This is a genomic window from Paraplanobispora takensis, assembly GCF_016863195.1.
In the GTDB taxonomy this organism is placed as follows: Bacteria; Actinomycetota; Actinomycetes; order Streptosporangiales; family Streptosporangiaceae; genus Planobispora; species Planobispora takensis.
In genome coordinates this window covers 141,263-166,686 of sequence record NZ_BOOK01000030.1, presented here as the reverse complement: position 1 = coordinate 166,686, position 25,424 = coordinate 141,263, and the positions used below count along the sequence as shown (strand labels likewise).

Here is a 25,424-nt window from a genome sequence, read left to right as displayed (position 1 = left end):
GGCTCTTCGTGCCGGACGGTCCGGTCAGACGGGGGTGCCCGGGGGGATCCGGGCGGCCAGCAGGTCGCGCAGCGCCAGCAGCACCGGCGGGTCGAGCGGGCGCATCGGCTTGAGCCGGACGTCGGCGCGCTGCGGCCCGCCGCCCGCCTCGACGGTGACCGGCCCGTGGCGGGCGATGCACAGCGCCTCGTCGCCGCCGGGCGGGTAGTGGATGGCGTTGTCCCGGCCCGCGGCCACGGACTGGGCGATCAGGTGCCAGCGGCCCTCGGGCACGTTCTCCAGCACGTAGGGACCGGGCCGGTCGAGCAGCGTGTAGCTGACCGGGCGGCCCTCCAGGATCTGGTCGGGGAACAGCCCGGCGAAGACCGGCCGGTCCGGCAGCGGGGAGACGATCTCGCCGTGCAGGGTCGTGGTCACCGTGCCCGGCGGGTGCTGCCCTCCGACGGTCAGGAGCTGGGCCGTGACGCTCATGTGCCGGCGGTACTTGCTCGGCGGCAGGCCCACGCTGTAGGTGAAGCGGGAGCTGAAGGTGCCGACGCTGGAGTAGCCCACCTGGTGGCTGATGTTCGTGATGCTCAGCGAGGTGGAGGCGAGCAGCCGCTTGGCCTCGCGCAGCCGTACCGCCGACAGGAAACGTCCCGGGGACAGGCCGGTGACCCGTTGGAAGACGCGGGAGAAGTGGAACTTGCTGAACATCGCTGTACGGGCCATGTCATCGACGGTGATCTGCTCGCCGAAGTTCTCGTGCATGCTCTCGATCACTCGCAGTACGGCTCGCTCGATTACTTCGTCCATCAGTCCTCCGGGGTCATCGAGGAGGGCGAAACGAGCAATCCGGAATAAAATTTACCCGTATGTCGATCCGTATGCCGACGGGAATTCTTCAGGATTGCTGTTTTTCCTCGCCCGCCCTTGTCCGGCGCATTCTTCTGGTATTTGTCGGCGCCTTTCGGCTCCTCCTTTTACACGCGGCGAGTCGTGCCGGGTGCTGCACGGCCGTTCCGAATTTGTTCGGAATATTTCTGGGTGATTGTGCGGTCACATTTCGTGTCCGGGATGTCCGGGCGGCCCCGCGCGGGGCCCTACACCGCTTCGGGGACGGGGAGCAGCCGCCGCAGGAGCCGCCCCTGCCGGTGGTGGGGGCGCCGCTCGCGGGGATAGCCGAGCGAGACCTCCTCGAAGCGCACTCCGTCGTGCCAGGTGGTCCGGGGGATGTGCAGGTGGCCGTAGACCACCGCGGCGGCCCGGTAGCGCAGGTGCCAGTCCGCGGTGTGCTCGGTGCCGCACCACTGGGCCAGCAGCTGGCGACGCAGGGCCAGCGTGGGCTCGCGCAGCAGCGGGAAGTGGTTGACCAGGACCGTCGGCAGGCTCGGGTCGCAGGCGTCCAGTCGCCGCTCGGTCTCCCGCACCCGGGCGTGGCACCAGGCGTCGTGGCTCGGGTGGGGATGGGGATCCAGCAGGAGCTCGTCCTTGAACACCACCCCCTGTTCGTAGGCCATGGCCAGGGCCTCGGCCCGCGTGGTGCCGGGCGGCCGGAAGCTGCCGTCGTACAGCACGAACAGCGGGGCCACGGTCACCGGGCCGCCCGGGCCCGTCCACACGGGGTAGGGATCCTCGGGCGTGAGCACGCCGAGGCCGCGGCACAGGCCGATCAGCCGGCGATAGCGGTCCTCGCCGCGCAGCTGCTCCGGGTCGTCGGGCGTGGTCCACAGCTCGTGGTTGCCGGGCGTCCAGACCACCGTGGCGAAGCGTTCCCTGAGCAGGGCCAGCGCCCACTCGATGTCGGCGATGCGCTCGCCCACGTCCCCGGCCACCAGCAGCCAGTCCTCGTCCGTCTCGGGACGAAGCCCCTCCACCGCCGCCCGGTTCTCCGGAAAGCCGACATGGAGGTCGCTGATGGCCAGCAGGCTCCCTTTCGCGCTCTTGGAACTCCTCACCACGCGAGCGTATGCACGAGACGGGGTCCCGGCCGGTCGCGGGTGGTCAGATCAGGGGTCGGCATCCCTCGAATAAGGGGAGGTCACCCCGGATAAGGGGAGACCGGACGGGGCTAGGGGTTGTGACCGTAGTGTCCGGAAGCCAATTCTGATGAGGCCGGTAAACGGCATATGTCATAAAAATCCACTTCTGGGTCATCGTCCACGAGAAATGGACGATCCAGGCAGTGCGCGTGGGGAGTGAGCAATGGAGGAGATGCGCGACGAGGAGTTCGCGTATTTCGTCCGGACGATCAGGCCGACGTTACGGCGCGCCGCATTCCAGCTCTCCGAGGATTGGTACGAGGCCGACGATCTCGTCCAGCGCACGCTCATGGCCATCCACCGGCGGTGGGATGTGCTCGACCGGCACGACGGGATGGGCGCCTACGCCCACCGGGTCATGCGCCGGCTGCTCATCAGCGACCGCAGATCGCTGCGCTGGTCGCGTGAGGTGCTCACCGAGCCGCTGCCCGACTCCGTCCCCGGCTGGGACCCCTACGTCCAGGTGGGCGAACGCATGGTCCTGATGGAGGCGCTGGCCGATCTGGGACCCCGTCAGCGGGCCGCAGTCGTCCTGCGCTACTGGGAGGACCGCAGCGTCGAGGAGACCGCCAGGGCGATGGGCAGCGGGTCCTCGACGGTGCGCAGCCAGACAGTCCGCGCGCTGAACGCCCTGCGCTCTGCGCTCGGTGACGGCAGCGAGGCGGACGGCGGTCAGGACGGCGGCGACGGCAACGCAGAAGATGCACCGGACGGGCCGCTGTCCGGACCATGTGAGGGACCCGAGCTCAACGAGGTGGGGAACGCCGATGCGCCCAGACATCCCAGACGACCGCCGGAGCAGGACGATGACACTCGAGGCGTTCGCGGACACGATCATCCCGGGGGTGAAGAGGTCGCCTGAGGACAGGGCCGTGGCCGGCGTCTCCCCGGACGGCGGCGCCGTCGCGGCCGGGGCGATCGAGCTGTTGGAGTGGGACGCCACCGGCGTCACCGACGGGCTGGACGGCTACGCCGGCGGGCTGAACCGGCACGCCCTGACACTCGCGGCCGAGCGGGGACTGGCGCTCGACGAGAGCGTGCCGCCGTTCGTGGCGCTGTCCTTCGACGAGCGCACCGCCCTGGTGGGCTCGCTGACCGCGCCCGGCCACCCGGAGAAGTCGCTGTGGGTCAGCCTCGCCCTGTTCTGCAACATGGCCTACGACTCGGCCGCCCACACCCACACCGCGGAGGCGATCGCCGCGGGCCACCCGGGACTGACGGCGATGGGCGTCACCGCGCCGGACGCCGACGGCCTGTGGAGGTTCCCCTCCTACTCCTACGGCCGCCCCCTGGCCGACCTGCACCCGGACACGACCCCCACAGGGAGCCCCGCATGAGCAGCGTAGAGAGCACCGACGTCCTGGTGGTGGGCAGCGGCTTCGGCGGGGCGATCGTCGCCTACCACCTGGCCGCCGGCGGCGCCCGGGTCGTGATGCTCGAACGCGGGCCGTGGCTGGAGACCGGCGAGTTCGAGCACGACTTCAAGCTCGGCTCGTCCTACACGCGCATCTTCGACTTCGTCGTGGGCGACGGCATGAGCGTGCTGGGCGGGAACTGCGTGGGCGGAGGCAGCGTGGTCTACTTCGCCGCGATGCCGCGCGCGCCGCGCTTCGTCTTCGAGCGCCGCGGGAGCATCGCCCGGCGCATGTGGCCGGCGGCCATCAGCCGCGACACCCTGGACCCCTGGTACGACCGGGTCGCCGAGTCGATCCCGATCACCCAGCAGGGCTGGCAGGACGTGTCGTACTCCGGGGGCCTGTGGGCCGCCGCGTGCAACCACGCCGGCCGTACCGCCAACCCGGTGCCCGCCGCCGTCGACACCGCCAAGTGCGTCAACTGCAACTGGATGATGGCCGGCTGCCGGTTCGACGCCAAGCAGTCGCTGCTGCTGAACTATCTCCCGGCGGCCCTCGCGCACGGCGCCGAGATCAGGCCGCTGCACGAGGTGCAGAACATCGAGCGGACCGGCGACGGCGGCTACCGCGTGCACTACCAGCTCGTCGACGACGAGGACTACCGCGTGACGACCGGGAGCGGGACGATCGACGCCAAGATCGTCGTGCTCGCCGCCGGCGCCGCGGCCACGCCCGTCATCCTGCAGCGCAGCGAGGCGACGCTCGGGCCGATGCCGTACGCCGTGGGCCGCTACTTCTCCGGCAACGGCGAGCGGCTCAACACCGCCGTGCTCAACGAGGAGCGGGTGCGCGAGGTGCTGGGGCTGGAGCACGGCGACGGCCTGGCCTACGCCGCCAACCAGATCGGCAAGGGCCCGACCGTGGCCAACTGGGACCGGCTGGACGGCTCGCTGCCGGAGTACTCCCGCTACTCGCTGGAGCAGCTGTACTTCCCGCCGGGCCTGGGCACCATCCTCGCCCTGACGGCCGGGTCCGATCCGACGTGGTTCGGCCTGGACAAGAAGGAGATGCTCCGGCGCTGGCGCTCCTGGCTGATCATCTTCCAGATGATCGAGGATGACAACGAGGGCGTCTTCGGGCCGCCCCCCGAGCGCGGCAACGCCGACCGGCTCTCCCAGCAGATGCTCGGCATCGGCAGGCTCAGCTACAAGCCGACCGCCAACACCCAGGCAGCCTGGGCGATGGCCGACGCCGAGGTGAAGGACATCCTCGAACGCGACGGCCTGGCCACGGTCACGCCGTGGACCAACGACCTGGTCGGCGCCTACACCGTCCACCCGCTGGCCTCCTGCCGCATCGGCGACGACCCGCACACCTCGGCCCTGGACGACCGGCACGAGCTGCGCGGCCACCCCGGGATCTTCGTCACCGACGGCTCCGCCGTACCGGGGGCGCTGACCGTCAACCCCGCGATGACCATCTCCGCGCTGGCCGAGCGCGCCGTCCCCGGCATCGTCCGCGCCGCGCGCGAACGCGGCGTCGAGGTCGTCTACGGCGCGCCCGCGCCCGACGGCTCGACCAGCGGGCGCCGGGGAGCGGCCCGCCTGGCGGAGGCCCTGCTGAGCAGGTAGCCCCGCCGCCCACCGGCCCCCGCCGCGCGGGCGGCCGCCGAGAGAGAGGAGCCGGCCATGGGCCGGATGCTCAGCCGGGTGGCGCTGCGGGGTTCGCTGTCCCAGGTCCGCCACCTGTCCCCGGTACGGCCCCGCGCGGCACGCGGCCTCGTCGCGGACGTCTACGCCCAGGCCGAGCGGGACTTCGGCATGCTCGCCCCGCCGGTGATCCTTCACTCGCCCGCACCGGAGGTCCTGGCCGCCTGCTGGACGCTCCTGCGCGAGTCGCTGCTGGCCGACGGCGCGGTGCCCCGGGCGGTCAAGGAGGCGGTGGCGACCGAGGTCTCGGCGGGCAACGCCTGTCCCTACTGCGTGGACGTCCACCGCGAGACGCTGCGCGGCCTGGCGGGAGAGGGCCGGGGCGCGCTCCGGTCCGGGCCCGTGGGAGATGGTCGTGCCGGGGCCCGGTCCGGGCCGGCCGCGGGCGGCCCGGATGCGGCCTGGCCCGGACTGGCGCGGGCCGCCGCCTGGGCGCGGGCCGCCGGGACGCGGGACACGGCCGTACGGCCGCCGCTGCACGACGGGCACGTCCGGGAGCTCACGGCGGTCGCGGTCACCTTCCATTACCTCAACCGGATGGTCAACGTCTTCCTCGGCGACTCGCCGTTGCCGCCGCACGTGCCGCCCGGCGCACGAGGCCCGGCCATGCGGCTGCTCGGCCTGCTCATGCGGCCCGCCGCGCGCAGGCCCGTGGTCCCGGGACAGTCGCGGACCCTGCTGCCCGTCGCGTCCCTGCCCGCCGACCTGGCATGGGCGCGCGGCACGCCGTACCTGGAGGGCGCCTTCGCCCGGGCCGCCGCCGCGATCGAGGAGGGCGGCCGCCGCTCGGCGCCCGGCCCGGTCCGCGAACTCCTCGCCGCCACGCTGGAGGACTGGGACGGCCGGCCGGCCGGGCTCGGCCGCGGCTGGGCCGCCGAGGCGGCTTCCGCGCTGCCCCCGGCCCAGCGCCCGGCCGGCCGCCTGGCCCTGCTCACGGCGCTGGCCTCCTACCAGGTCGACGAGGAGGTGGTGGGGGAGTTCCTGCGGGCGCAGGCCCGGGAGCGGGTGTTCCGGACGGGGCCCGGTGAACGGGCGCCGCGTGCGGAGTCCGGCGAACGGGCGCTGGTCGAGCTCACCGCCTGGGCGAGCCTGGCCGCGGCGCGCCGGGCCGGCGCCTGGCTGCCGTCCGCCCCGCAGGACCGGGAACCCGCCCCCTCCGTGCCCCGATGAGAACCCGATCTCCGAGTGAGAGGACAGAACATGACCGAGCTGGAGGTCGTGCTCAACGACCTGACCGCCGACGGTGACCAGATCGACGCCCTGGTGGCCGGGCTCGACGCGGAGCAGTGGAAGCTGCCCACGCCCGCGCCCGGATGGACGATCGCCGACCAGATCGCCCACCTCGCCTTCGTCTTCCGGCTGGCGGCCACCGCGGCGATCGACCCCGAGGGGTTCGCGGCCGTGACGGCCGAGGCCCAGCACGACTTCGACGGCGCGGTGAACGCCGCGCTCAAGGACTACGAGAACGACACGCCCGAGGTGCTGCTCGCCCGCTGGCGGGCCGAGCGCGAGACCGTGGTCAGGGGACTGGCCGCCGTCCCGCCCGGCCAGGTGGTGCCGTGGCTGGTCAACCCGCTGCCGCCCATCGTGCTGGCCTGCGCCGGGATCATGGAGCAGTTCGCCCACGGGCAGGACATCGCCGACGCGCTCGGGGTGGAGCCGGAGCGCACCGACCGCCTGCGGCACCTGGTGGTGTTCGCCGTCCTCACCCGCGACTTCGGCTACCTGTCCCGGGGCCTGACCCCGCCGTCGGCCGAGTTCCGCTTCGAGATCACGGCTCCCTCCGGGGAGGTGTGGGCCTACGGTCCCGAGGACGCCGACCAGCGGGTCAGCGGTCCCGCGGTCGACTTCTGCCTGCTGGTGACCCGGCGCAGGCACCGGGACGACCTGGCGGTCACGGCCGTGGGCGAGGAGGCCGACCGCTGGCTGGACATCGCCCAGGCCTACCGCGGACCGGCCGGAGCGGGCCGTACCCCCGGGCAGTTCGCCCGCGCCGCGGTCTAGCCTCCCCCGGGCGGCTCGCAGAGCAGAGGCGAGCCGCCCACGGCGCGGAGAAGCAAGCCGCCCGTGCACCCGTCGACGAGGCCGGGACCACGGGCGGCTTCGTGCTGTCCGCCTTCCGGCGGGCGGGCGCCGCTGTCCGCGAGGCCGTCCGGGGAACGGGCTTTATCGAGGATTGCTACATGGTCGCCGGTGCGTTGACCTCCCTCCTGACCTGCGGCTGTACTGGTGATGTGTCAGAATCTGTGCGCTTTACGGGTTCCTGGTCGGTGATGGATGGACCGGGAGCCGCGGGGGAAGTGGCCGACTGCCTCGGCGGCGCCGTACACCTCGCGTACGCGCAGGCCTCGGCTTCCGGACCCGCCGCGATCACCGCCGGGTTCTCCGCCTACGAGGCGCAGACCAGGGCGCAGGCGCGGGCTGTGGCACTGGACTATCTGCACCGGCTGTCCGGCGAGGACGGCGAACGCCCCGGAGTGGGCGGCAGGCGGCTGCGCCTGTCCGACTTCGTTCCGGAAGCGCCGCAGGAGAGCCTCGCCGGCGTCCTCGGTACCGGCCTGCTGAGCGGGGCGCCGTACCGGCTGCCCGCCGAGGTCGTGTGGCTGGGGGAGCGCGAGTCCCTGGTGGAGCCGAGCGTGAGCGGTGTCGTGGACCAGGGGGCTCCCGCCGCGGTCGCCGAGCTTCTCGCCCATGACGTGGTCGCCCGCTGGTGGGCCGATCCCCGCCACCCGCTCATGCGCGTCTCCGCCCATCTCGACCGCCTCCTGCCCGTGAGCGTCACGGCGGCCGTCTCCGGCCTCGGGCTGCGCGTGTCGGCGTTCGTGCTGGTCGCCTCGGACATCCGGGTGGCCATGGTGATGGTCGGCGGGGACGGGGCCATGCTGGCCGTCGCGGCCGGCCGTACGGTCAAGGCGGCGGTCGGCGCGGCGTTCCTGCAGGCGATGGCGGTCAAGGCGCAACCGTGGGACATGCTCACGGCGGGGGAGTCCCTGCGCCGCTTCGCGGTCTGGCACCGGGAGGCCGACTACGCGGCCCATCTGGAGCGTTCGGCCGTCGAGGCGGACCCGCGGCTCATCGAGGAGCCCGGCGGGCTGCGGCCGTCCAGCTGGCCGGAGATCGCCGCTCGCAGGTTCGGGCACGAGCCGGTCGCGGTCGACGCGGCCGGGTCCGGGGAGACCGTCAAGGTCGTGTGCCCCGGCGCCGCCTGCTACCGGGCCGTTCCGGCGGGTACGACCCTGCCGTGTCCCGTCCCCTGACGACGATCACGATCGCGTCGGGAGGACGGCAACCGCGTTCGTGCTCCTGCGGCGGCCCATGGCTCACAGCGCACGATGGAAGTGAGCCCTGATCATCTTGATCTAGATAATTTGTAGTGGCGGGCCTGCATCGGGTGGCGGCCCGCAGGCCCCATGAGAGCAAGCGGCGGGGCCGGGAGGTGAGCCATGGACCTTTCAGTCATCGGTATATCGCCGGAAGCCTCGGAGGTCTACCGCTACTTCCTCCGGCATCGGGGGGAGGGGATCGGCTCCGTGCCGGAGGCACTGAGCATGGACCCCGACACGGTCGAGGCCGCCGTCGAGACGCTGGGCAAGCTGTCCATGCTCGACCTCACCGACCGGCACAGGGTCATGGCCACCGAGCCGAGGGTCGGCATCGAGCGCCTCGTGGAGAAACGCCTCGACGAACTCAACGCCGAGATCCGCCGGGTCTTCACGGCCCGCGACGCCATCTCCAGCTACATGGAGGACATGCGGGAGGGCGACCGCGCGGGCAGCGTGCTCGACATCGAACGGGTGGAGAACGGCGCGCGGGTCCGCCAGCGCCTCGACGACCTGGCCTTCTTCACCTACAAGGAGACGCTCTGCCTGCACCCGGGCGGCCCGTTCACCCAGGTGATGATCGAGTCGGCGCTTCCGCTGGACACCCGCTCGCTGCGCCGGGGGATCTCGCTCAAGAGTGTGTACCACCCCAAGGCGCTGCAGGATCCGCACATGCTCTCCTACCTGCGCGAGCTGGTCAACCTGGGAGCCGAGGTGCGCATCAGCGAGCAGCCCATGGACCGGATGCTGGTCTACGACCGCAGCGCCGCCGTCGTGCCGATCGACCCCAAGGAGAACGCCAAGGGCGCGTTGTTCGTCCGGGAGGCGGGCCTGGTCTCCCAGCTGGTGATCTATTTCGAGGGCGTGTGGAAGGCCGCCGTCGACTTCCGGGAGTTCATCGACCCGCCCACCGAGTCCTCTCCGCTGTCGGAGATGGAACAGCGTGTGCTGGAGGTGATGGCCACCGCCGACAAGGACGAGATCGCCGCCCGCGAGCTGGACATCTCCGTACGGACCTACCGGCGCTACGTCGCCGACCTGATGGCCAGACTCGGTGCCGTCAACCGCTTCCAGGCCGCCCTGCGCGCCAAAGAGGAGAACTGGATCTGACCCCGCCCGCCGGGCGTCCGTCCCCGCCCGCGACCCCGGCGGCCGGTCTTCACCAGCAAGATCCAAGTCGTTTGCAATCGCGGCTCGGCACCCTACTGCCGTGGACCGCGCCGGGCCGCCGCGGACGAGCGCGGCGCAGTCCCCCGGACGGATTGCGACGGCGGCCCTTGAACGGGTGAGAAGGAGGCGGCGGTGGACGTGAACACCGTGCCATGGGTTGGAATCGTGTTCGGAGCGCTGTTCGCCGGGGTCGGCGTCCACGCGATGATCGTCGGGCAGCGGCTGCGGCGGCGCGGGGTGCGGGTTCCGGGTGTCGTCGCGGGACTGCGCTGGTCCGGCGGCGACAACGGCGTGTACTACCCCACCCTGCAGTTCCGGACGGTGCAGGGTTTCGTGATGGAGACCGAGTCGGATCTGGGCTCCAACCCGTCGCCGGTCCGTCCGGGCCAGCAGGTCATGGTGGTCTACGACCCCGAGCGGCCCCGGCACGCCCGCCTGGACGGGGCAGGCGGCAGGGGTGTGCTCCGCAGCGTGCTGTTCATGATCGTCGGGGCGGTCGTCCTGGTGGTCTCCCTGGTCGCCGCGGCCGGCTCCTGGTTGTGAGCATGCCGTTGCGGCCTTGAAGGCATGGGCGCTCACATGAGAACCCGTGGTCCCCGCGACCTTGCCGGTCGTGGGGACCACGGGTTCTCGTCGTGCTGCCTGCTCCTCTCCGCCCTCTCTGTCCTGCCGGTTGCCGGGGGTTCCCTGTGCTCTCGCTCCTCCGCCTTCCTCCAGTCCTCTCCTTCGGTCCGGCTCTTCCCTCCGGCCCTCTCGGGCCCTGGCGTCCTCGGGCGCTCTCCCTCCTCCCGGGTTCTCGGTCTCTCCGGTTCTCCGCGTCCTTCCGGGCGTGCCTGTCACCTCCGGTGTCGTGATCATGTGTTTTCGGGCAGCGTGTACCGCGGCGCGGTGCGCGATGTCTTCTCGGGGGAGAGGCGGGCGCGCTGCCGGCTGCCTGTCGCCTCGGATCGGTGGCCGTGTCCCGTCGGTGCCGGGCTTCTCCCTGAGGACCCCGCTCGGAATGTGACGTCGAGCGCTGTGGGGGTCTGACGGCCGGTGGTCGGGTGGTGCTCCTGCTGCTTCCGGTTAATCGGACCGGTGGTCGCCCGGTCGGTTCGGTTTTATTCCAGAGGCTTTTCTCTCCTTATTCTTCAATTAATTCCCGTCAAGTCGGGATCAATTTTCAGGCGCCGGGCCAGGTGTTGCCGTCGGTGCCGGCGACACCCGGCCAGGTGTTGCCGTCGGTGCCCTGCGCGCCGGGCCAGGTGTTGCCGTCGGTGTCGGCCACACCCGGCCAGGTGTTGCCGTCCGCCACCACCACGGCCTGCGAAGAGGTGCCGGCGGCCACGTCCAGGGTGTCGGGCCCGAAGCTCCACACCACGGCGCTGGAGGCGAGGGCCAGGGCCCAGGCGGCGATGCTCTTGGAAATCTTCTTGGAAACAATGTTGTTCGTCATTTCAATGCCTCTTTCTAGAGTGTTTTCGCTTGGCGTGTTCGCCTTGCAAGTACAACTCTGCGACTTTGGCGAGGCGCGAACCAGAGATATCGGGGGCAGCAAGCTGCACGGGGGTTTCCGCTTCCTGCCACGCCTGCCCCGGATGGGGGCGCGTATGCGCGTCGCGTGCGGGCGCCGGTGACAGGAAACTGCAGCGGCCGGCGCCGGGAGAATCGGCGCCGGCCCTGTCACCTGGTGTTTCACCTGCTATTTCGCCCGGTCAGCACGCGAAAAGGTGACATGGAACGGCCCGCGATCATTGACTGGTGAGGATTGGAGTCGCATCGGCCCCGTCGTCGTGAGCATCCGGATCCGGCCGCCACGCCGGCGGGTGTGGCCCCGAGGGAGGAGCGTCAATGAGCATCTCGGAACTCGATCTCGCGCCGGCGCCGGTACCGGCCGGAGGACATGTCCGCGGCCTGCCGGTCCCACCTCCGGCTCCGGCTCCGGCCCCGGCGCCGGATCGGCCGCGGTCCCGTTCCATGCGCAGGCTGCGCGAGGAGCGGGACCGTCTTCGTGACAGGATCGCCGCCGGTCGCAGCCAGGCGGTCGACCGCCAGCACTCCCTGGGCAAGCGCACGGCGCGCGAGCGGCTCGACCTGCTGCTCGACGAGGGCTCCTTCATCGAGATCGACATGTTCCGGCGGCACCAGGCGCACGGCCTCGGCATGGAGCGGCAGCGCCCGCACACCGACGGGGTGATCGCCGGCTCGGGCACGATCGACGGCCGCCGCGTCTTCGTCTACGCCCAGGACTTCACCATCTTCGGCGGCTCGCTCGGCGAGGCGCACGCATTGAAGATCCAGAAGGTGATGGACCTGGCCCTGTCCACCGGATCCCCCTTCATCGGGCTGAACGACAGCGGGGGCGCCCGGATCCAGGAGGGGGTGATGTCGCTCAACGGGTACGGCGGGATCTTCCAGCGCAACGTCCAGGCGTCCGGCGTCATCCCGCAGATCAGCGTCGTGCTCGGGCCGTGCGCCGGAGGGGCGGCCTACTCCACGGCCCTGGCGGACTTCACCTTCATGGTCCACGACACCGCCCAGCTCTACCTGACGGGGCCGGACGTCGTCGAGGCGGTGACGGGTGAGAGCGTGACCCACGCCCAGCTCGGCGGCGCCCAGGTGCACGGAACCCGGTCGGGTGTGGCCACGTTCGTGCACGACGACGAGGAGAGCTGCCTGGAGGAGGTCCGCTATCTCGTCTCCATGCTGCCGAGCAACAACCTCTCGCTCCCGCCCGCCCTGCCCTCCTGCGGCGCGGCGACGGACACGCGCCCCCGGCTGGCCGAGATCGTCCCCGCCGAGCCGAACAAGCCCTACGACATGCGCCTGGTGATCGCCGAACTGGTGGACGACGAGGACTTCCTGGAACTGCACGAGGGCTGGGCGCGGAACGTGATCTGCGCGCTGGCCAGGATCGACGGCGAGGTGGTCGGCATCGTCGGCAACCAGCCCATGGTGCTCGCCGGGGTGCTCGACGTCGCCGCATCGCAGAAGGCCGCACGGTTCGTCCGGTTCTGCGATGCGTTCGGCATCCCGCTGCTGACCCTCGTCGACGTCCCCGGCTTCCTGCCGGGCACCGACCAGGAGTACGACGGGATCATCAGGCACGGCGCCAAGCTGCTGTACGCCTACTGCGAGGCGAGCGTCCCCCGCATCCAGGTCATCGTGCGTAAGGCGTACGGCGGTGCCTACATCGTGATGGACTCCCGCTCCATCGGCACCGACCTTTCACTGGCGTGGCCGACCAACGAGATCGCCGTCATGGGCGCCGAGGCGGCGGTCAACGTCATCCACCGCCGCGAGCTGGCCGCCGCCGCCGACCCCGCCGCGTTGCGCGCGCGGCTCGTGGAGGAGTACAGCGAGGAGCTCGTGCACCCGAACTACGCCGCGGAACGGGGACTGGTCGACGACGTGATCGACCCCGCCGACACCCGCTCGGCGGTCGCCCGCGGCCTGGCCATGCTCCGCGACAAACGCAAGCACGCGACCCCGCGCAAACACGGCAACGTCCCCCTGTGACGCGCTCCCCGACCCTCCGACTCCCCCGCACCGCGGGCCTCGAACACGTGTGATTCAGGTCATGGGATGACTGTGCAATTCGGCCCGGATCGACATTGGCGGAGCTCCTATCGTTTCCTCCGTCAAATCGTCATGCCCGTCCAAAAGAGCAAAGGCAGACAATCATGTCGATCAAGCGCAGAATCCTTCTCCTGGCCGGAAGCGCCGCCACCGCGGGCGCCATTCTCGCCGGAGCCGGAGGCGCCGCAAGCGCCGCGCCCGTGCACACCCTCGACGCGCGGATGAACGTCTGCGTCGAGGCCTCCGGCCTCGGCGTCAAGTGCGCCGGTCTCAGCCCCACGACGGTCACGCTCAGCGACACCAACCCGGTCGCCAAGACCGTGAGCGTGAAGAACGGCCAGTTCGAGGGGACGATGCAGGTCAAGTACCAGATGGACGCGGCGGGCACGGTACGTCACCAGCTCGTCTTCGCCAAGCTCCTCAAGAACGGCAACCTCGTGTCCGGCACCTCCAACGTCCAGGCCACGATCGTCAAGCCGGGCTCCACCCCCTCCACGGTCAGCGGGGTGGGATCGGCCAGCGGTGCCGGAGCCACGATGACGGACTCGGCGACCACGCGCATTCTCAGCTGAACACCCGGCCGCGCCGGTGAATGACGGGAGAACACCGGAGGACGGCGACGCGTAGCCATCCGTATTCCTGTCATTCGCACCCGGACGACCCGCCATCCCCGGGGATGGCGGGTGTTTTTCATTCCGCGGATCACCTGGCGAACCCCGCACGGGTGATTCGCGATCCGCCCGGCCGGGGTGGCGCGGAGACGGCCGGCGCGTGATCATCCATCGCTACGGGCGCCGCGCCGGCCGCTTCGCGTCCTTCGCCGTCACCTGTAGACATGCCCGGCATACGCGTAACCGCGGGGCGCCCTCGTCCAGGTGCAGGATGTGTACCTCCAGCCGTTCTCGTACGCGTACTCCGCTGTCTCCTCCGCGCAGTTTCTTTCAGCCTCGGCCCTGGCCTGCGCTGCGGGTACCCCTTTGGGGGGGTAGAAGTAGCCGATGAATCGGATCGCCGCGGCGCCGGCCGGAGCCGCGGTGACGATGGCGGGCGCCAGCATGGCGGCACTCAGTATTGCGGCCAGGCCGATCTTTCGTGCGATTTTCACGTTCCGGCTCCTGACTTTCTTTGGCATTCGTGATGTCTGATCGGCTGAGAAAACTGTTTCAGCAGAGTCCTACCCCGTCGAAACGGCGCGGCTCTTTTGCCACCTTGCTCGATATGGTCCTCTGGTCCTCCACCCAGAAACATGTCCCGTCGGCGCCGCGGGCCCAGATGACCTTCAGGCGCATCGCGTAGCCGCACTGATTCTGCGCGTATCCGGTCTGGGTGATCGTTCCTCTGTTCACCCACCCGACCACACAGTCGGGTGCGCGCTCCACCAGGATCTGTGCCCGTCCGCTGTCCTGCCCCTGAGAGGGTGCGCCGTGGGCGGCGAGGGCGGGACTGCCGGACAGGAGGGTTGCGGCCAATCCTGCACCGATGGACGCCAGGACCATCTTGTTCGCCATTGAAGCTCCTTTCCGTGGTCTTGTCCTTACGAATGGCCGGGAGATTTCCTTCGCGATGAGAAGCGAATCTCCGACACCCGGAAGCAGTGGAATGACGTTGAATCTCCGTGTCGCAGACACTAATTCCTTGAGGTTGGAAAGAGTGGCGTTCTTGGACGTGCCTGGATGGTTCTGGACAGATCTGGCACGCTGTGTGCCATGCGACAGCAGCACGGCGATGTGCGTGCCATGGAGCGGCTCGGTGACAGGCCTTCACTGAACGACTTGCTGGCGGAGTTGGACAGATGGCGGGTGCGGGCGGCCAGGGGCCGAGGGAAAACCAGGCTTTCGCTCCAGGATCTGGCCGGTGCCACCGGAGTTCCCCGCAGCAGCCTGGCGAACTACCTCTCCGGCGCCACCGTGATGCCGCTGGACGTCCTCGACGCCGTGGTCTTGGCGTTGGGGGCCGATCCGGCCGAGGCCAGGTCGTGGACGGCCGCGTGGGAACGGGCGACCGAAGACCATCTGGGCGGATCCGGAGACGGCCCGGTCCCCGATCAGCTGCCGTCGCCGGCCACCGGTTTCTGCGGCCGCCATCAGGCCCTGCGGGAGTTGGCCAGGGCGTCGGCGCCGCAGAACGTCAGCCGGTGTTGCCTGGTCGTGGGCACTCCCGGAGTCGGCAAAACGTCGCTGGTGTTGCAGTGGGCTCGTAGCGCCGCGCATGAATTTCCCGACGGCCGGTTGTTCCTCAACCTCGGCGGCCGGCTCGGGGAGGAACCCCTGAATGCGGCGAGCGCATTGGCATGCCTGCTGCACTCGATGGGAGTCAGGTCGATCCCGACGGACCTGGCCGGTCGCGTCGCGCAGTACCGAGACCTGTTCTCCCGTAAACGCGTATTGATCGTGCTGGACGACGCCGTCTCGGCCGGGCAACTCCGCCCGTTGCTCGTCCCCGTGGGCCCGAGCCTCGTCATGGCGACCAGCCGTGACAGCCTGGCGGGCCTGGTCGCCCGTGACGGCGCCCACCGGTTGGTGCTGGACCGGATGTCCGCCGCAGAGTCGGTGGCGCTCCTGGAAGGCCTGGTCGGGGCCGCCCGGATCCGGAGCGAGCCGGACGCGAGTACGGAGTTGGCGCAGCACTGCGCGGGGCTGCCGCTGGCGTTGCGTGTCATGGCGGAACGCATGGCGCACCGCCCCCTGCTCGGCCCCGGACGGCTGGTCACCGAGCTTCAGGAACTTGAGCACACTCTCGACGGGCTCGAGGCGGGCGGGGACTCGCTCGCCGACGTGCGATCAGTGTTCCAGTCCTCTTACCGGCACCTGTCACCGGAGGCCGCCCGGTTGTTCCGGCTGCTCGGCCTGTTCCCCGGGGGCGACCTCGACCTCTGCGCAACCGCCAACCTGGGGGCGGCCTCACGGGGGAAGACCCAGCGCGCCCTCGATGAGCTGTATCGCGGCCATCTCGTCGAGGAGCCCCGCCCGGGAAGATTCGCACTGCACAACCTCCTGCGGGCATTCGCTGCTGAACGGGCCGAGGCGGAGGAGCCGCCCGGTGAGCGGTTCGCAGCGCGAACCCGCCTGCTGAGCTGGTATCTGGACCGAGCTGAATCGGCTGTCAAGCTCATCGATCCACACCGGCCCCTGCTGGCGCTGCCCCCCATCGAGGTGCACACGCGTGCTCCCGAGCTCACCTCTGCGAAAGAGGCCTTGCGATGGCTGGACGACGAACGGGTCACGCTGGTGGCGGCGATTCGGAACACCGCCGGCGGACTGGAGGAGTTCGCGTGGCGGCTGGCCAACAACCTCTGGCAGTACTTCTTCCTGCGCGGGCACCTTGAGGAATGGATCGAGACCCACCGCCTCGCCCTCGGCGTCGCCGACCGGTCGGGCGACGAGTTGTGGGCCGCCATCACGCGGACGCACCTGGCCGCGGCCCACGCGTGGCGGGGTCAGGTCGCCGTCGCGTTGGAGCACAGGAAACTCGCGCTGGCCGGATTCCAGAAGATCGGGTACGTCCACGGCCAAGCCGTCTCCTACTGTCATCTCGGCGATACGTTCGTGCTCCGCGGGGACTATGACCTCGCCCTTGATCATTTCGAGCGGGCGTTCATCATCGGCTGCGACGCCGGAGACATGCGCGCCCGGGTTCTCGCGCAGCTGGGCCTCGGCCACGTCAACCGCCTGACCGGCCGATTCGACGACGCTCTCGTCCACCAGCTCCAGGTGCTCGACCTCGTCCGGCAGGCCGGATCGGTCCGCGGTGAGGCCTTGGCCAGGGTCGCGCTGGGGGTCACATACCTGCTCATGCACGAGGACGGTCAGGCGTCGCTCCATCTCCGGCGGGCCTGGATCGCCAGCCGCAGGGTCAGCGACCGGCCGAGCGAGCTCCTTGCTCTGTCCGGGCTGGGAACCCTGCTTTCCCGCGCGGGCCACCACGGTCGCGCGATCCGGCTGCACCGCCACGCCCTGCTGCGCAGCGAACGCCTGTCGGGACCCGGCCTCGCCGGAAAGATCATGATCGATCTCGCCGACACCCTGCTGTCGGCCGGCGATGCCGAGGCTGCAGCCGAACTACGTCGGCAGGCCGCGTCGCTGGCGAGCGCCGCAGGCGACGCGCATGAACAGGCCCGCGCCGTGGAACCGCCTGTACGGGCCCCTGCGAATTGACGACACGATCGAGTTCCAGCCCGGACGCGAGCACCGGCGCATGCACGGCGGCCACCGGGTGAACACGACCTCGCCGCCTGGCCGGCTCGGCCGCTGCTTCAGAAGTCCCGCCGTTCAGTCACCGCTCCGGGCGGAGAACCTCTGCGCGAGGTCCCGGGCCCACTGCGCGGCCTCGGCCGCCTGGGCGCCGGTGACGGGGGCGCCGGGCATCCGGCTCAGGCGCTCCACCTGCTCGGCGTACCGCAGGTGCTCCCGGTGGGCGTGTTCCCGGCAGGTGAGACAGGTGACGCTTTCCGGGCGCGGGGAGGTCATCGCGTAGGGGACCCGGAGGCCGCAGCCGGTGGTGACGACGCTCGGCGCGTCGGGTGCGCGGCCCACCATCGAGACGATCAGGTTGCGGTAGGCGGCGCCGGCCCGCATCACCTTCTGCTCGACGTGGATGTGCGGGTCGGTCTCACTCATCTGCCTCAGCGCCTCCGTCCGGATCGTCCCGGGATCAGGCTAACGCGCGATCAGGACGCGCGCCGGAGGGCGGAGCCGCCCGTACGGCGCGGTCGCGCCCGGATTCCTTGGCGGCGTACAGCGCGGTGTCGGCGCGGCGCAGCAGAGCCAGAGGGGGCTCGCGGCCGTCCCACAGCGCCAGGCCCGCCGAGAAGGTCTGCCGCTGCGGGGTCGCGGCGCGCAGGGCGGCCAGCAGGTGCTCGGCGTCCTCCAGGTCGCGGCCGGGCATCAGCAGGACGAACTCCTCGCCGCCGTAGCGGGCCAGCATGTCCTCGCCGCCGAGCCTCAGGCTCCAGGCAGTGGCGGCGCCGGCCAGCAGCTCGTCCCCGGCCTGGTGGCCGTGGGTGTCGTTGAAGTGCTTGAACCGGTCCAGATCGATCAGGGCCAGGGTCAGGGGGACCGCCCGGAGGGCGGTGCGTTCGCAGTCGCGGACGATCTGGGCGTCGAGCGTGCGGCGGTTGGGCAGGCCGGTCAGCGTGTCGGTGCGGGCGATCTCGTCCAGCTGCCGGGCCTGCTCCTCCAGGCGGCGCAACATGCTGACCATCCGGGCGACGACCAGGGTGAACAGCGCCGCGGAGGCGACGGCGACGGCCCAGGAGTCGGGTTCGAGCCCGAGGGCGAGCTGCACGATCAACGTGCCCGGGGCGAGGAGCACGACCGCCGTCAGGCCCATCAGCCGGCGTGAGGTCAACGACGTGATCGGTTCCGCCCCGGCCCGCAGCGGGTCGGCGGCCGAAGGATGCAGCGCGGCCAGGCCCCACAGCAGATAGCTCAGCAGGTAGGGCAGGACGTCGATCGGCAGGGCCAGGCCGGAGGGGTCCTCGACCAGCACGAAGACCACGTCTCCGGCGAGGAGGCAGCCGAGCGCCGCGACGATCATCCGCAGGGCCGGCGTCCGCGCGCCCGTCATGGTCAGCATCCCGGCGAGCCCGGCCAGCAGCAGCACGTCCCCCACCGGGTAGCCCAGCGCGATCACCTCGGTCAGAACGGAGTCGTAGCCGCCCAGGCCGGGGCTGGCCAGGACCCAGTACGGCAGGGCCAGACCGATCACGACGATGGCGCCGTCCAGCCGCGCCTCCCGGTCGACGGGCGAACGGCGGCGCCGGACGAGGGTGAACAGGGCCGCGGCGACGATCGGATACTCCGCGAGATAGAAGCCGTCGGCCGCGGAGGGGAAGGGGTCGGTCCCGGCGACATAGGTGAAGTAGACCCACAGGGCGTCGCCGGCGGTCATGGCCAGCTGGCCGAGCATCAGCAGCGTCCACGGCAGGGCGGTGGCCCCGCCCCTGCGCACGGTCGAACACCCCATCACGATCACGGTGACCAGGCCGCCGAGCACGCACACCACGTCGCGCGGCAGGCCGTACGGCAGCAGCACGAAGGCCACCAGGACGGCCACGCCGCCCAGGAGGTAGACGAGCCGGACCCGGGAACTGCTCACACCGGTCCATCGGCAGACCGGACCGGGGGTTGAGGAGACGGGACGGAGAACCGGGACGGGGCACCGGAGAGCCGGGGCGAGGGCCGGTGCCGGACGGCGGACGCCGGCGAGCCGGCGCTCCACACCGCCGCTGACCACGCGGAACGGGTGGTCACCATCGCCGGTTGACAGCATGTGGCGGTCCACGTGCAGTTTCCTGCCTCGCGCAGCGCTGGTTCGCGGGCGGGCCGGGTCGCAGAGTGGGAAATGCGAGAAGACCGCAGCAGACCACTCCAGGAGGTGGCACATGAACAGCCCGGTGGACCCGACGACCGGCGGCCGGCCCGTCTGCGGCGCGCCGCGGGCGTCGGCGCGGAGGAGGGGCGGGGCCGCGCAACCATGCTGATCCAGCTGACGATGCGCCGGACCGGCGCAGTGCCGGTGCCGGGCTCCCCGATCGACGGGATCCGGATCATGGCGCTCCTGCCGAGCAGATGGCACAAGGACCTCACCCAGGCCACCGGGGACATCGTGATCCGGGTCCGTACGGACGCCGGCACGACGAGCGCGGACGTCCGCGCCGAGGTGGCCGAGATCCTCACCAACCCGGAGGTCGGCCACTGGGAACTGGTGACCTGCCGCCCCTTGCACACCAGAAACGACGAGCAGGACTCGGCGAAGGAGGAGAAATGATGATCGCTCCCATCTTGGGCACCGGCGAATGCCACGTGTGGTGGGCGGACCCGCGGCACCAGACCGTCGAGGAGATGTCGGAGGTGCTCAGCGAACCGGAGCTGGAGCGGGCCGCGCGCTTCCGCCGCGACCCCGACCGGCGCCGGTTCCTGACCGGCTCGTGGCTGCTGCGCACGGTGACCGCCCTCCAGCTCGGCATCCGCCCCGAGGACGTGGCCGTCGAGCGCAAGTGCTCCGACTGCACCAGGCACCACGGCAAGCCGCACATCCGTGCGGCCGGCCCTCAGCTGCACGTCTCGGTCTCCCACTCGGGGGACCGGGTCGCCGTGGCGCTGACCACCGAGGGACCGCTGGGCGTGGACGTCGAGCTGGTCCCGTCGACCCCCATTGACGACCTGGCACGGTGTGCTCTGACCGTACGCGAGCGGAGTGCCCTTGAGAGCCTGCCGCAGGCGGAGAGATATGAGGCCTTCGCGCGGGTGTGGGTGCGCAAGGAGGCGGCGCTGAAGGCCACCGGCCACGGGTTGCGCATCTCGCCGGACCGGGTGGAGGTCAGCGGGCCCGAGGACGGGCCCGAGCTGCTGAGCTGGCCGCTCGACGTTCCCCCCGCCGAGGTGCGCTATCAGACCCTGGACCCCGGTGACGGGTATGTCGGGGTGCTCGCCGTGCTGACCGGGAACCGGAACCTGAAGGTGACCGAGTCCCACATGACCGGTATGCGGCTGGTCGGCGCCGAGCCGCTGCTGGTCGCCGCTTGATGACGTTGACGAGGCCCGGCGCGCGCTGGTGAATTGACTGTAGCGATCGCGCCCGCCGGGCCTCTCCCGGAACAGGGAGAGGAGGTTGACATTCGATGAAGAAGACATTCGTTCTGATCCCGGGCCCCTGGATGGGTGCCTGGGTCTGGGAGCCGGTCGCCCGGCGTCTGCGCCGGCGCGGGCACTTCGTGCGCGCCGTCACGCTCCAGGGTCTGGGCACCGGCGACGCCGACGTCTCCGAGGTGGGTCTGGAGACCCACGTGGCCGACGTCCTGGCGATCCTGGAGAAGGAGGACCTGCGCGACGTCGTCGTCGTGGGACACAGCTACTCGGGGCTCGTGGCCGGCCAGGTGGCCGACAGGGCGCGCGACCGGGTGGCGCACACGGTGTTCGTCGAGGCGTTCCTGCCGCACGACGGCAAGTCCATGCTGCACGCCTTCCCCGAGCGCCAGCGCGCCGCGGAGCTGCGGCTCATCGCCGACAACCGGGGCCGCTGGCCGGCCCCCGACGCGACCGTGGTCGCCGAGGGCCAGGGTCTGACGCGCCGGCAGGCGCTGTGGCTCACCGAGCGTTTCGTGGACCACCCGGGGCGTACGATCGCCGAGCCCGCCGCGCTGACCCGCCCGCTGGCCCGGCAGCGGGCCACCTACGTCGTCTGCTCGAAGGAGCACTTCGCCGGCAGCGTCTCCGCCGACGTGTCGGCCATGCGGGCCGTGCCGGGCTGGGAGTTCCGCACGCTGGACACCGGGCACTGGCCGATGGTCTCGGCCCCGGGCAGGCTGTCGGCGCTCCTGGCCGAGGTCGCCGACCGGGTCTCATGACCGGGCACCCGCGCTCACGACGGGCGACGGGCACCCGGCCTCACGACCGGGATCCGGCCTCACGCCGGGCGCCGGAACCCAGGACCCGGCGCAGCGGCCGGCCGTACACGGACACCGGGATCCCCACGCCGGCCAGGAGCATCAGGGCGGTGAACACCCACTCGTTCGAGCCGCCGGGGCCGTACACCCGGCTGGGGTGGCCGATGTCCACGGCCCTGGCCCGCTCCCCGGCCCGGTGGGAGTACCGGTCGGCGCCGTACATCTCGATTCCCGTCCTGCGGACCGCGCCGTCCTCGGACAGGAAGTCCCCGGTCCAGACGCAGGACTCGTGCCCGGGGTGCTGCACGCAGTCCAGCCGCCCCGGGGTGAACCAGCCCCCGATCCCGTCGGCGCGCGCGGCGCGCACGGCCGTGCCGACGTTCGGCACGGCCAGCAGCAGCAGGAAGACGGCCAGGACGGTCAGGGCCACGCCGAAGGCGGGGGAGCGCCGTCCGGCGGGCCGGCGGTCGTCCGCCGTCATGCGGGGGCGGCCGCGCAGTTGCACCGCATGAGGGCGCGCTCGGCGGGACGGGGCCGCCGGTGCAGGATCATCGCGACCACCATGGGCGCGAAGACGAGCGCGTTGTAGAACAGGTGCAGCTCCATGCGCGGCACGAGGAGCTGGATGAGGCTCGTCGGGGCCGGGCGTCCCAGCAGGTTGGCGCCGGCCAGCGCCTGGACGAGCAGCAGCAGGTGTTCGAGGTGGTGCCAGACCTGGATGCCGAGCGAGATGTTCCACCAGGTGCGGGACCTGCCGGTGAAGCCGGGCCGCAGGATGATCAGGCCGGCCAGCATCAGGAGCGCATAACCGTAGTGCATCCACTCGGAGGTGACGAGCCAGGGGAAGGGCAGGCCCAGGACGCCCCGCGCCTGGGGCAGCGGCCAGCCCAGGACGTAGACCTGGACGGCCTGGGCGAGGTGTTCGGCCCAGTGGGCCACGACGATCAGAAGATAGATGTTGAGCGCCAGCCGGTGATGCCGGGTGTTGAGCCCGGTCAGCCGGCCGGGGGACCGTCCTACGGAAACCGCTCCGGTCGCCATGGGGGAACCTCATTCCTCGGGGTCGTCGGCGGAGGCCGTCCCCGGTCGCGGAATCCGATCGCCCCGCCCCCCGGAGCCCGGCGGCAGAATCTCTGGCCACGGCCCATTCTCATCATGATCCCGGCGCCGTTTTCTTCCATCGTGCTGACTTGCGCGCCGCGCCCCGGCCGGGGGCCCCTCTCCGCGTGATTGCGCAACGAGGAAGATGTGGATCGCAATCCAGCGGAAGCAGGCTGACGATCGCAGCACCGTGAATTCCCGGCGATCGGAAGGAAGCCGCACATGCCGCTGGACGCAACACCCGGGCGGGCACCGAGGATGACGGGGGCCGTGAAACTCGCACGGCTGGCCGCCGGCGCGCTGGCCCTCATCCTGACGGCCGCGCTCACCACCACCGCCAGCGCCGACACGCGAGGCTCCGGTACGGCGGGCCCCGGCGGGACGGCGACCTCTGACGGGACGACGGCCCCGCCGCCCGGCTTCAGCCACGGCAGGGTCGCCGTCGACGGCGGCACCCTCCACTACGTCCGCGGCGGTTCGGGTCCGGCCCTGCTGCTGCTGCACGGCTGGCCGCAGACCTGGGAGATGTGGCGCCCGGTGATGCCGGAGCTGGCCCGCGACCACACCGTCATCGCGATGGACCTGCCGGGCCTGGGCACCTCCGGCATCCCCTCCGGGGGCTACGACAAGGTCACCACGGCCCACCGGATCCGCCAGGCCGTCAACAGGCTGGGCTTCCGGCAGGTGAAGATCATCGGCCATGACCTCGGCGTCCTGGTCGCCTACCCCTACGCCCGCGACTTCCCCGCCGAGGTGACCCGGCTGGCCATGATCGAGTCACCGCTGCCCGGCTTCGGCCTGGAGGAGCTGTACGGCCTGAGCTGGCACTTCCGCTTCAACTCCTCGCCCGCGCCGATCCCCGAGAAGATCATGGACAACGACGAGGTCCCGACCTACCTCGGGATGATCTTCGACTTCAGCTACCGCAAGGACGCCGTCGACCGGGAGACCTTCTACCGGGCCTACGCCGACCCGGCCCGCCGTACGGCGGGCTACGAGTACTACCGGGCCTTCGCCGCGGACGCGGCCGACAACAAGGCCAACGCCGCCAGGCGGCTGGCCATGCCGGTCCTGGGCATCGGCGGGCAGTACTCCTTCGGGCCCGGCGTCGCGGACTCCTTCCGCCAGGTCGCCGACGACGTGCGCACCGCCGTCGCGCCCGACTCCGGGCACTTCGTCCCCGAGGAGAACCCGGCCTTCCTGGTGGCCTGCTCGAAGCTCTTCTTCGGCCCCGGGACCGCGACACCCGGTCCGGGACTCGACGGCTGCGCTCCCTGAGCCCGGCGGTACGGCACGCACGACGTCCACACGAGGTTCACGCACGACGCCAAGGTTCCCGCGCCGGATGATGAAGGACCCGGCGCGGGAACACCTCTGACAGGAGAAAGGGCCTGATTATGAGCCGCCACGTCCAGCGACGACCGTACCCCGAGCCCGGTGCCGGGCCCGAGGTGGCCGAGCGTCTGCGCCGCGAGTTCGGCGGACCCGTGCACCTGCCCGGCGAGGCCGCCTACGACAGGGAACGGCAGGCGCCCTATTCCGGCATCGACCCGCGCCCGGCGCTCGTCGCGATGGCGTCGGGGGCCGCGGACGTGCAGGCCGCCGTCACCGCGGCGCGCGAGCACGGGCTGCCCTTCGCCGTCCAGGGCACCGGCCACGGCACGCACGCCGCCTCCGACGGGGGCCTGCTGCTGAAGACCGCGAAGATGGCCACCGTCCTGGTGGACCCGGACCGCAAGGTGGCCCACGTCGGATGCGGCGCCACCTGGGAGCAGGTGATCGCCGCGGCGGAGCCGTTCGGCCTGGCTCCGCTGGCGGGCTCGCACCAGACGGTGGGCGTGGCCGGCTACACGCTGGGCGGCGGCGTGGGCTGGCTGTCGCGCCAGTACGGCTTCGCCGCCGACAGCGTGCTCCACGCCGAGGTCGTCACCGCCGACGGGCGGCTGCTGACCGCCGGCGCCGAGCGGCACCCCGACCTGTTCTGGGCGATGCGCGGCGGCGGCGGCAACTTCGGCGTGGTGACCTCGCTGGAGTTCCGCCTCCATCCGGTGGCCCGGGTCTACGCCGGCGCCGCCTACTTCACGGCCGAGCGGGCGGGCGACGTGCTCGCTCTCTATCGCGACTGGACCGACGGCGCGCCCGACGAGCTGAGCACCGCCGTCCTGCTGACCAGGCTCCCGTACGACCGCCAGGTGCCCGCCCATCTGAGGGGCAGGCGGGTGCTGGCGATCCAGGCGATGTACACCGGGGAGCCGGAGCGGGCGCGGCAGCTGCTCGACCCGCTGTGGCGGGCCGCCGGCCCGGCGCTGCTGGAGACGTTCAGGGTGACGCCCTTCGGCGGCATCGACATGGGGGGCACCGGGCCCGCCCACGTGAGCCCGCTCGACACGCTGCCCGACCCGGTGATCGACGCCCTGGTGACGGAGGCCGGGCGGCCCGGCTCCCCGGTCTCGGCGGTGGAGATCCGCCACTGGGGCGGCGCGATGGGCCGGCCGGGACCGCAGGCCGGTCCCGTGGGCCACCGTACGGCGCGCTTCACCGCCATCCTCGACGCGTGGGTGCCGCAGGTGGACAGGGCGCTGCGGCCGTACGCGGCCGGGCGCGCGTTCCTGAACTTCCTGCACGACCCGGCGCGGGCCGAGAGCGCCTACGCCCCCGGCGACTACGCGCGGCTGCGCGAGGTGAAGCGGGCCTACGACCCGGACAACTTCTTCCACCTCAACTACAACATCCCCCCGGCGCCCCCGGCCGCCCGCTGAGCACGGGGGAAGGGCGGCAGGACGGTCCCCGCCGGAGACCGTCCT

The 25,424-nt window shown here is 71.4% G+C and carries 25 protein-coding genes; 17 read left to right on the top strand and 8 right to left on the bottom strand.

Going from position 1 to position 25,424, the window contains the following annotated elements; translation table 11 throughout:
- Positions 1-24: 24 nt before the first annotated feature.
- Both Pta02_RS20555 and Pta02_RS20550 read right to left on the bottom strand, forming a co-directional pair.
- Entirely contained in the window at positions 25-795 is a 771-nt protein-coding gene (locus Pta02_RS20555; RefSeq protein WP_203876500.1) for a helix-turn-helix domain-containing protein, read from the bottom strand.
- A 287-nt stretch (positions 796-1,082) separates the two neighbouring features.
- Positions 1,083-1,937 carry a metallophosphoesterase family protein gene (locus Pta02_RS20550; protein ID WP_203876499.1) on the bottom strand — a complete coding sequence of 285 codons (855 nt, stop codon included), beginning with the start codon at positions 1,935-1,937 and terminating at the stop codon, positions 1,083-1,085.
- A 247-nt stretch (positions 1,938-2,184) separates the two neighbouring features.
- Between Pta02_RS20550 and Pta02_RS20545 the strand changes: the two genes are divergently transcribed.
- The 8 genes from Pta02_RS20545 (at position 2,185) to Pta02_RS20510 (ending at position 10,118) form a co-directional block, all read left to right on the top strand.
- The gene (locus tag Pta02_RS20545) at positions 2,185-2,883 is read left to right on the top strand and encodes a SigE family RNA polymerase sigma factor (RefSeq protein WP_203876498.1); all 699 of its coding nucleotides are present in this window, start codon (positions 2,185-2,187) and stop codon (positions 2,881-2,883) included.
- Entirely contained in the window at positions 2,867-3,358 is a 492-nt protein-coding gene (locus Pta02_RS20540; protein WP_239131035.1) for a DUF5987 family protein, read from the top strand. Before Pta02_RS20545 ends, Pta02_RS20540 begins: the two co-directional genes overlap by 17 nt.
- Entirely contained in the window at positions 3,355-5,007 is a 1,653-nt protein-coding gene (locus tag Pta02_RS20535; protein WP_203876496.1) for an FAD-dependent oxidoreductase, read from the top strand. Before Pta02_RS20540 ends, Pta02_RS20535 begins: the two co-directional genes overlap by 4 nt.
- Before the next feature lie 57 nt (positions 5,008-5,064).
- Positions 5,065-6,255 carry a carboxymuconolactone decarboxylase family protein gene (locus tag Pta02_RS20530; protein WP_203876495.1) on the top strand — a complete coding sequence of 397 codons (1,191 nt, stop codon included), beginning with the start codon at positions 5,065-5,067 and terminating at the stop codon, positions 6,253-6,255.
- A gap of 30 nt (positions 6,256-6,285) precedes the next feature.
- Positions 6,286-7,089, top strand: a complete 804-nt coding sequence (locus Pta02_RS20525) for a TIGR03084 family metal-binding protein (protein WP_203876494.1) — start codon at positions 6,286-6,288, stop codon at positions 7,087-7,089.
- 296 nt (positions 7,090-7,385) lie between these two features.
- The gene (locus Pta02_RS20520; protein ID WP_203876493.1) at positions 7,386-8,342 is read left to right on the top strand and encodes a hypothetical protein; all 957 of its coding nucleotides are present in this window, start codon (positions 7,386-7,388) and stop codon (positions 8,340-8,342) included.
- A gap of 186 nt (positions 8,343-8,528) precedes the next feature.
- Positions 8,529-9,515: a helix-turn-helix transcriptional regulator gene (locus Pta02_RS20515; protein WP_203876492.1), complete on the top strand. Its 987-nt coding sequence runs from the start codon at positions 8,529-8,531 to the stop codon at positions 9,513-9,515.
- Between the two features lie 192 nt (positions 9,516-9,707).
- Positions 9,708-10,118, top strand: coding sequence for a DUF3592 domain-containing protein (locus Pta02_RS20510; protein WP_203876491.1), 411 nt, complete (start codon positions 9,708-9,710; stop codon positions 10,116-10,118).
- A gap of 619 nt (positions 10,119-10,737) precedes the next feature.
- Here the strand turns inward: Pta02_RS20510 and Pta02_RS20505 are convergent.
- Positions 10,738-11,010, bottom strand: a complete 273-nt coding sequence (locus Pta02_RS20505; RefSeq protein WP_203876490.1) for a hypothetical protein — start codon at positions 11,008-11,010, stop codon at positions 10,738-10,740.
- Between the two features lie 521 nt (positions 11,011-11,531).
- Here Pta02_RS20505 and Pta02_RS20500 point away from each other — a divergent pair.
- From Pta02_RS20500 to Pta02_RS20490, 3 genes are all read left to right on the top strand, one after another.
- The gene (locus Pta02_RS20500; protein WP_203876489.1) at positions 11,532-13,073 is read left to right on the top strand and encodes an acyl-CoA carboxylase subunit beta; all 1,542 of its coding nucleotides are present in this window, start codon (positions 11,532-11,534) and stop codon (positions 13,071-13,073) included.
- Positions 13,074-13,237: 164 nt separating this feature from the next.
- A complete protein-coding gene (locus Pta02_RS20495) occupies positions 13,238-13,705 on the top strand; it encodes a hypothetical protein (RefSeq protein ID WP_203876488.1) in 468 nt (155 codons plus the stop codon).
- A gap of 426 nt (positions 13,706-14,131) precedes the next feature.
- Complete coding sequence (locus Pta02_RS20490; protein WP_203876487.1) at positions 14,132-14,278, top strand: hypothetical protein; 147 nt, start codon at positions 14,132-14,134, stop codon at positions 14,276-14,278.
- 18 nt (positions 14,279-14,296) lie between these two features.
- Here the strand turns inward: Pta02_RS20490 and Pta02_RS20485 are convergent, their stop codons facing one another.
- Entirely contained in the window at positions 14,297-14,641 is a 345-nt protein-coding gene (locus Pta02_RS20485; protein WP_203876486.1) for an alpha-amylase inhibitor, read from the bottom strand.
- 198 nt (positions 14,642-14,839) lie between these two features.
- Between Pta02_RS20485 and Pta02_RS20480 the strand changes: the two genes are divergently transcribed.
- Positions 14,840-17,287, top strand: a complete 2,448-nt coding sequence (locus Pta02_RS20480) for a tetratricopeptide repeat protein (protein WP_203876485.1) — start codon at positions 14,840-14,842, stop codon at positions 17,285-17,287.
- Positions 17,288-17,401: 114 nt separating this feature from the next.
- Here Pta02_RS20480 and Pta02_RS20475 read toward each other — a convergent pair whose 3' ends face one another.
- Positions 17,402-17,749 carry a hypothetical protein gene (locus Pta02_RS20475; RefSeq protein WP_203876484.1) on the bottom strand — a complete coding sequence of 116 codons (348 nt, stop codon included), beginning with the start codon at positions 17,747-17,749 and terminating at the stop codon, positions 17,402-17,404.
- Positions 17,750-17,783: 34 nt separating this feature from the next.
- Positions 17,784-19,229, bottom strand: a complete 1,446-nt coding sequence (locus Pta02_RS20470; RefSeq protein ID WP_203876483.1) for a GGDEF domain-containing protein — start codon at positions 19,227-19,229, stop codon at positions 17,784-17,786.
- 279 nt (positions 19,230-19,508) lie between these two features.
- On the opposite strand from Pta02_RS20470, the gene Pta02_RS20465 reads away from it, so the two are divergent.
- From Pta02_RS20465 to Pta02_RS20455, 3 genes are all read left to right on the top strand, one after another.
- The gene (locus tag Pta02_RS20465; RefSeq protein WP_239131033.1) at positions 19,509-19,901 is read left to right on the top strand and encodes a hypothetical protein; all 393 of its coding nucleotides are present in this window, start codon (positions 19,509-19,511) and stop codon (positions 19,899-19,901) included.
- Positions 19,898-20,659 carry a 4'-phosphopantetheinyl transferase family protein gene (locus tag Pta02_RS20460; RefSeq protein ID WP_203876482.1) on the top strand — a complete coding sequence of 254 codons (762 nt, stop codon included), beginning with the start codon at positions 19,898-19,900 and terminating at the stop codon, positions 20,657-20,659. Before Pta02_RS20465 ends, Pta02_RS20460 begins: the two co-directional genes overlap by 4 nt.
- 95 nt (positions 20,660-20,754) lie before the next feature.
- Positions 20,755-21,480 carry an alpha/beta fold hydrolase gene (locus tag Pta02_RS20455; protein WP_203876481.1) on the top strand — a complete coding sequence of 242 codons (726 nt, stop codon included), beginning with the start codon at positions 20,755-20,757 and terminating at the stop codon, positions 21,478-21,480.
- A gap of 40 nt (positions 21,481-21,520) precedes the next feature.
- Here Pta02_RS20455 and Pta02_RS20450 read toward each other — a convergent pair whose 3' ends face one another.
- Complete coding sequence (locus Pta02_RS20450) at positions 21,521-22,000, bottom strand: hypothetical protein (RefSeq protein WP_203876480.1); 480 nt, start codon at positions 21,998-22,000, stop codon at positions 21,521-21,523.
- Complete coding sequence (locus tag Pta02_RS20445) at positions 21,997-22,560, bottom strand: hypothetical protein (RefSeq protein WP_203876479.1); 564 nt, start codon at positions 22,558-22,560, stop codon at positions 21,997-21,999. Before Pta02_RS20445 ends, Pta02_RS20450 begins: the two co-directional genes overlap by 4 nt.
- Positions 22,561-22,890: 330 nt before the next feature.
- Here Pta02_RS20445 and Pta02_RS20440 point away from each other — a divergent pair, with 330 nt between their 5' ends.
- Both Pta02_RS20440 and Pta02_RS20435 read left to right on the top strand, forming a co-directional pair.
- A complete protein-coding gene (locus Pta02_RS20440; protein ID WP_239131031.1) occupies positions 22,891-23,898 on the top strand; it encodes an alpha/beta fold hydrolase in 1,008 nt (335 codons plus the stop codon).
- 119 nt (positions 23,899-24,017) lie between these two features.
- Positions 24,018-25,379 carry an FAD-binding oxidoreductase gene (locus tag Pta02_RS20435; protein ID WP_203876477.1) on the top strand — a complete coding sequence of 454 codons (1,362 nt, stop codon included), beginning with the start codon at positions 24,018-24,020 and terminating at the stop codon, positions 25,377-25,379.
- Positions 25,380-25,424: the final 45 nt, after the last annotated feature.

Bases quoted from the DNA above. Each gene is read 5' to 3' on its own strand.
- Pta02_RS20555 (WP_203876500.1), bottom strand. From the start codon at position 795: ATGGACGAAGTAATCGAGCGAGCCGTACTGCGAGTGATCGAGAGCATG.
- Pta02_RS20545 (WP_203876498.1), top strand. From the start codon at position 2,185: ATGGAGGAGATGCGCGACGAGGAGTTCGCGTATTTCGTCCGGACGATC.
- Pta02_RS20535 (WP_203876496.1), top strand. From the start codon at position 3,355: ATGAGCAGCGTAGAGAGCACCGACGTCCTGGTGGTGGGCAGCGGCTTC.
- Pta02_RS20530 (WP_203876495.1), top strand. From the start codon at position 5,065: ATGGGCCGGATGCTCAGCCGGGTGGCGCTGCGGGGTTCGCTGTCCCAG.
- Pta02_RS20525 (WP_203876494.1), top strand. From the start codon at position 6,286: ATGACCGAGCTGGAGGTCGTGCTCAACGACCTGACCGCCGACGGTGAC.
- Pta02_RS20515 (WP_203876492.1), top strand. From the start codon at position 8,529: ATGGACCTTTCAGTCATCGGTATATCGCCGGAAGCCTCGGAGGTCTAC.
- Pta02_RS20505 (WP_203876490.1), bottom strand. From the start codon at position 11,010: ATGACGAACAACATTGTTTCCAAGAAGATTTCCAAGAGCATCGCCGCC.
- Pta02_RS20500 (WP_203876489.1), top strand. From the start codon at position 11,532: ATGCGCAGGCTGCGCGAGGAGCGGGACCGTCTTCGTGACAGGATCGCC.
- Pta02_RS20495 (WP_203876488.1), top strand. From the start codon at position 13,238: ATGTCGATCAAGCGCAGAATCCTTCTCCTGGCCGGAAGCGCCGCCACC.
- Pta02_RS20490 (WP_203876487.1), top strand. From the start codon at position 14,132: ATGAATCGGATCGCCGCGGCGCCGGCCGGAGCCGCGGTGACGATGGCG.
- Pta02_RS20485 (WP_203876486.1), bottom strand. From the start codon at position 14,641: ATGGCGAACAAGATGGTCCTGGCGTCCATCGGTGCAGGATTGGCCGCA.
- Pta02_RS20480 (WP_203876485.1), top strand. From the start codon at position 14,840: ATGCGACAGCAGCACGGCGATGTGCGTGCCATGGAGCGGCTCGGTGAC.
- Pta02_RS20475 (WP_203876484.1), bottom strand. From the start codon at position 17,749: ATGAGTGAGACCGACCCGCACATCCACGTCGAGCAGAAGGTGATGCGG.
- Pta02_RS20460 (WP_203876482.1), top strand. From the start codon at position 19,898: ATGATGATCGCTCCCATCTTGGGCACCGGCGAATGCCACGTGTGGTGG.
- Pta02_RS20455 (WP_203876481.1), top strand. From the start codon at position 20,755: ATGAAGAAGACATTCGTTCTGATCCCGGGCCCCTGGATGGGTGCCTGG.
- Pta02_RS20450 (WP_203876480.1), bottom strand. From the start codon at position 22,000: ATGACGGCGGACGACCGCCGGCCCGCCGGACGGCGCTCCCCCGCCTTC.
- Pta02_RS20445 (WP_203876479.1), bottom strand. From the start codon at position 22,560: ATGGCGACCGGAGCGGTTTCCGTAGGACGGTCCCCCGGCCGGCTGACC.
- Pta02_RS20435 (WP_203876477.1), top strand. From the start codon at position 24,018: ATGAGCCGCCACGTCCAGCGACGACCGTACCCCGAGCCCGGTGCCGGG.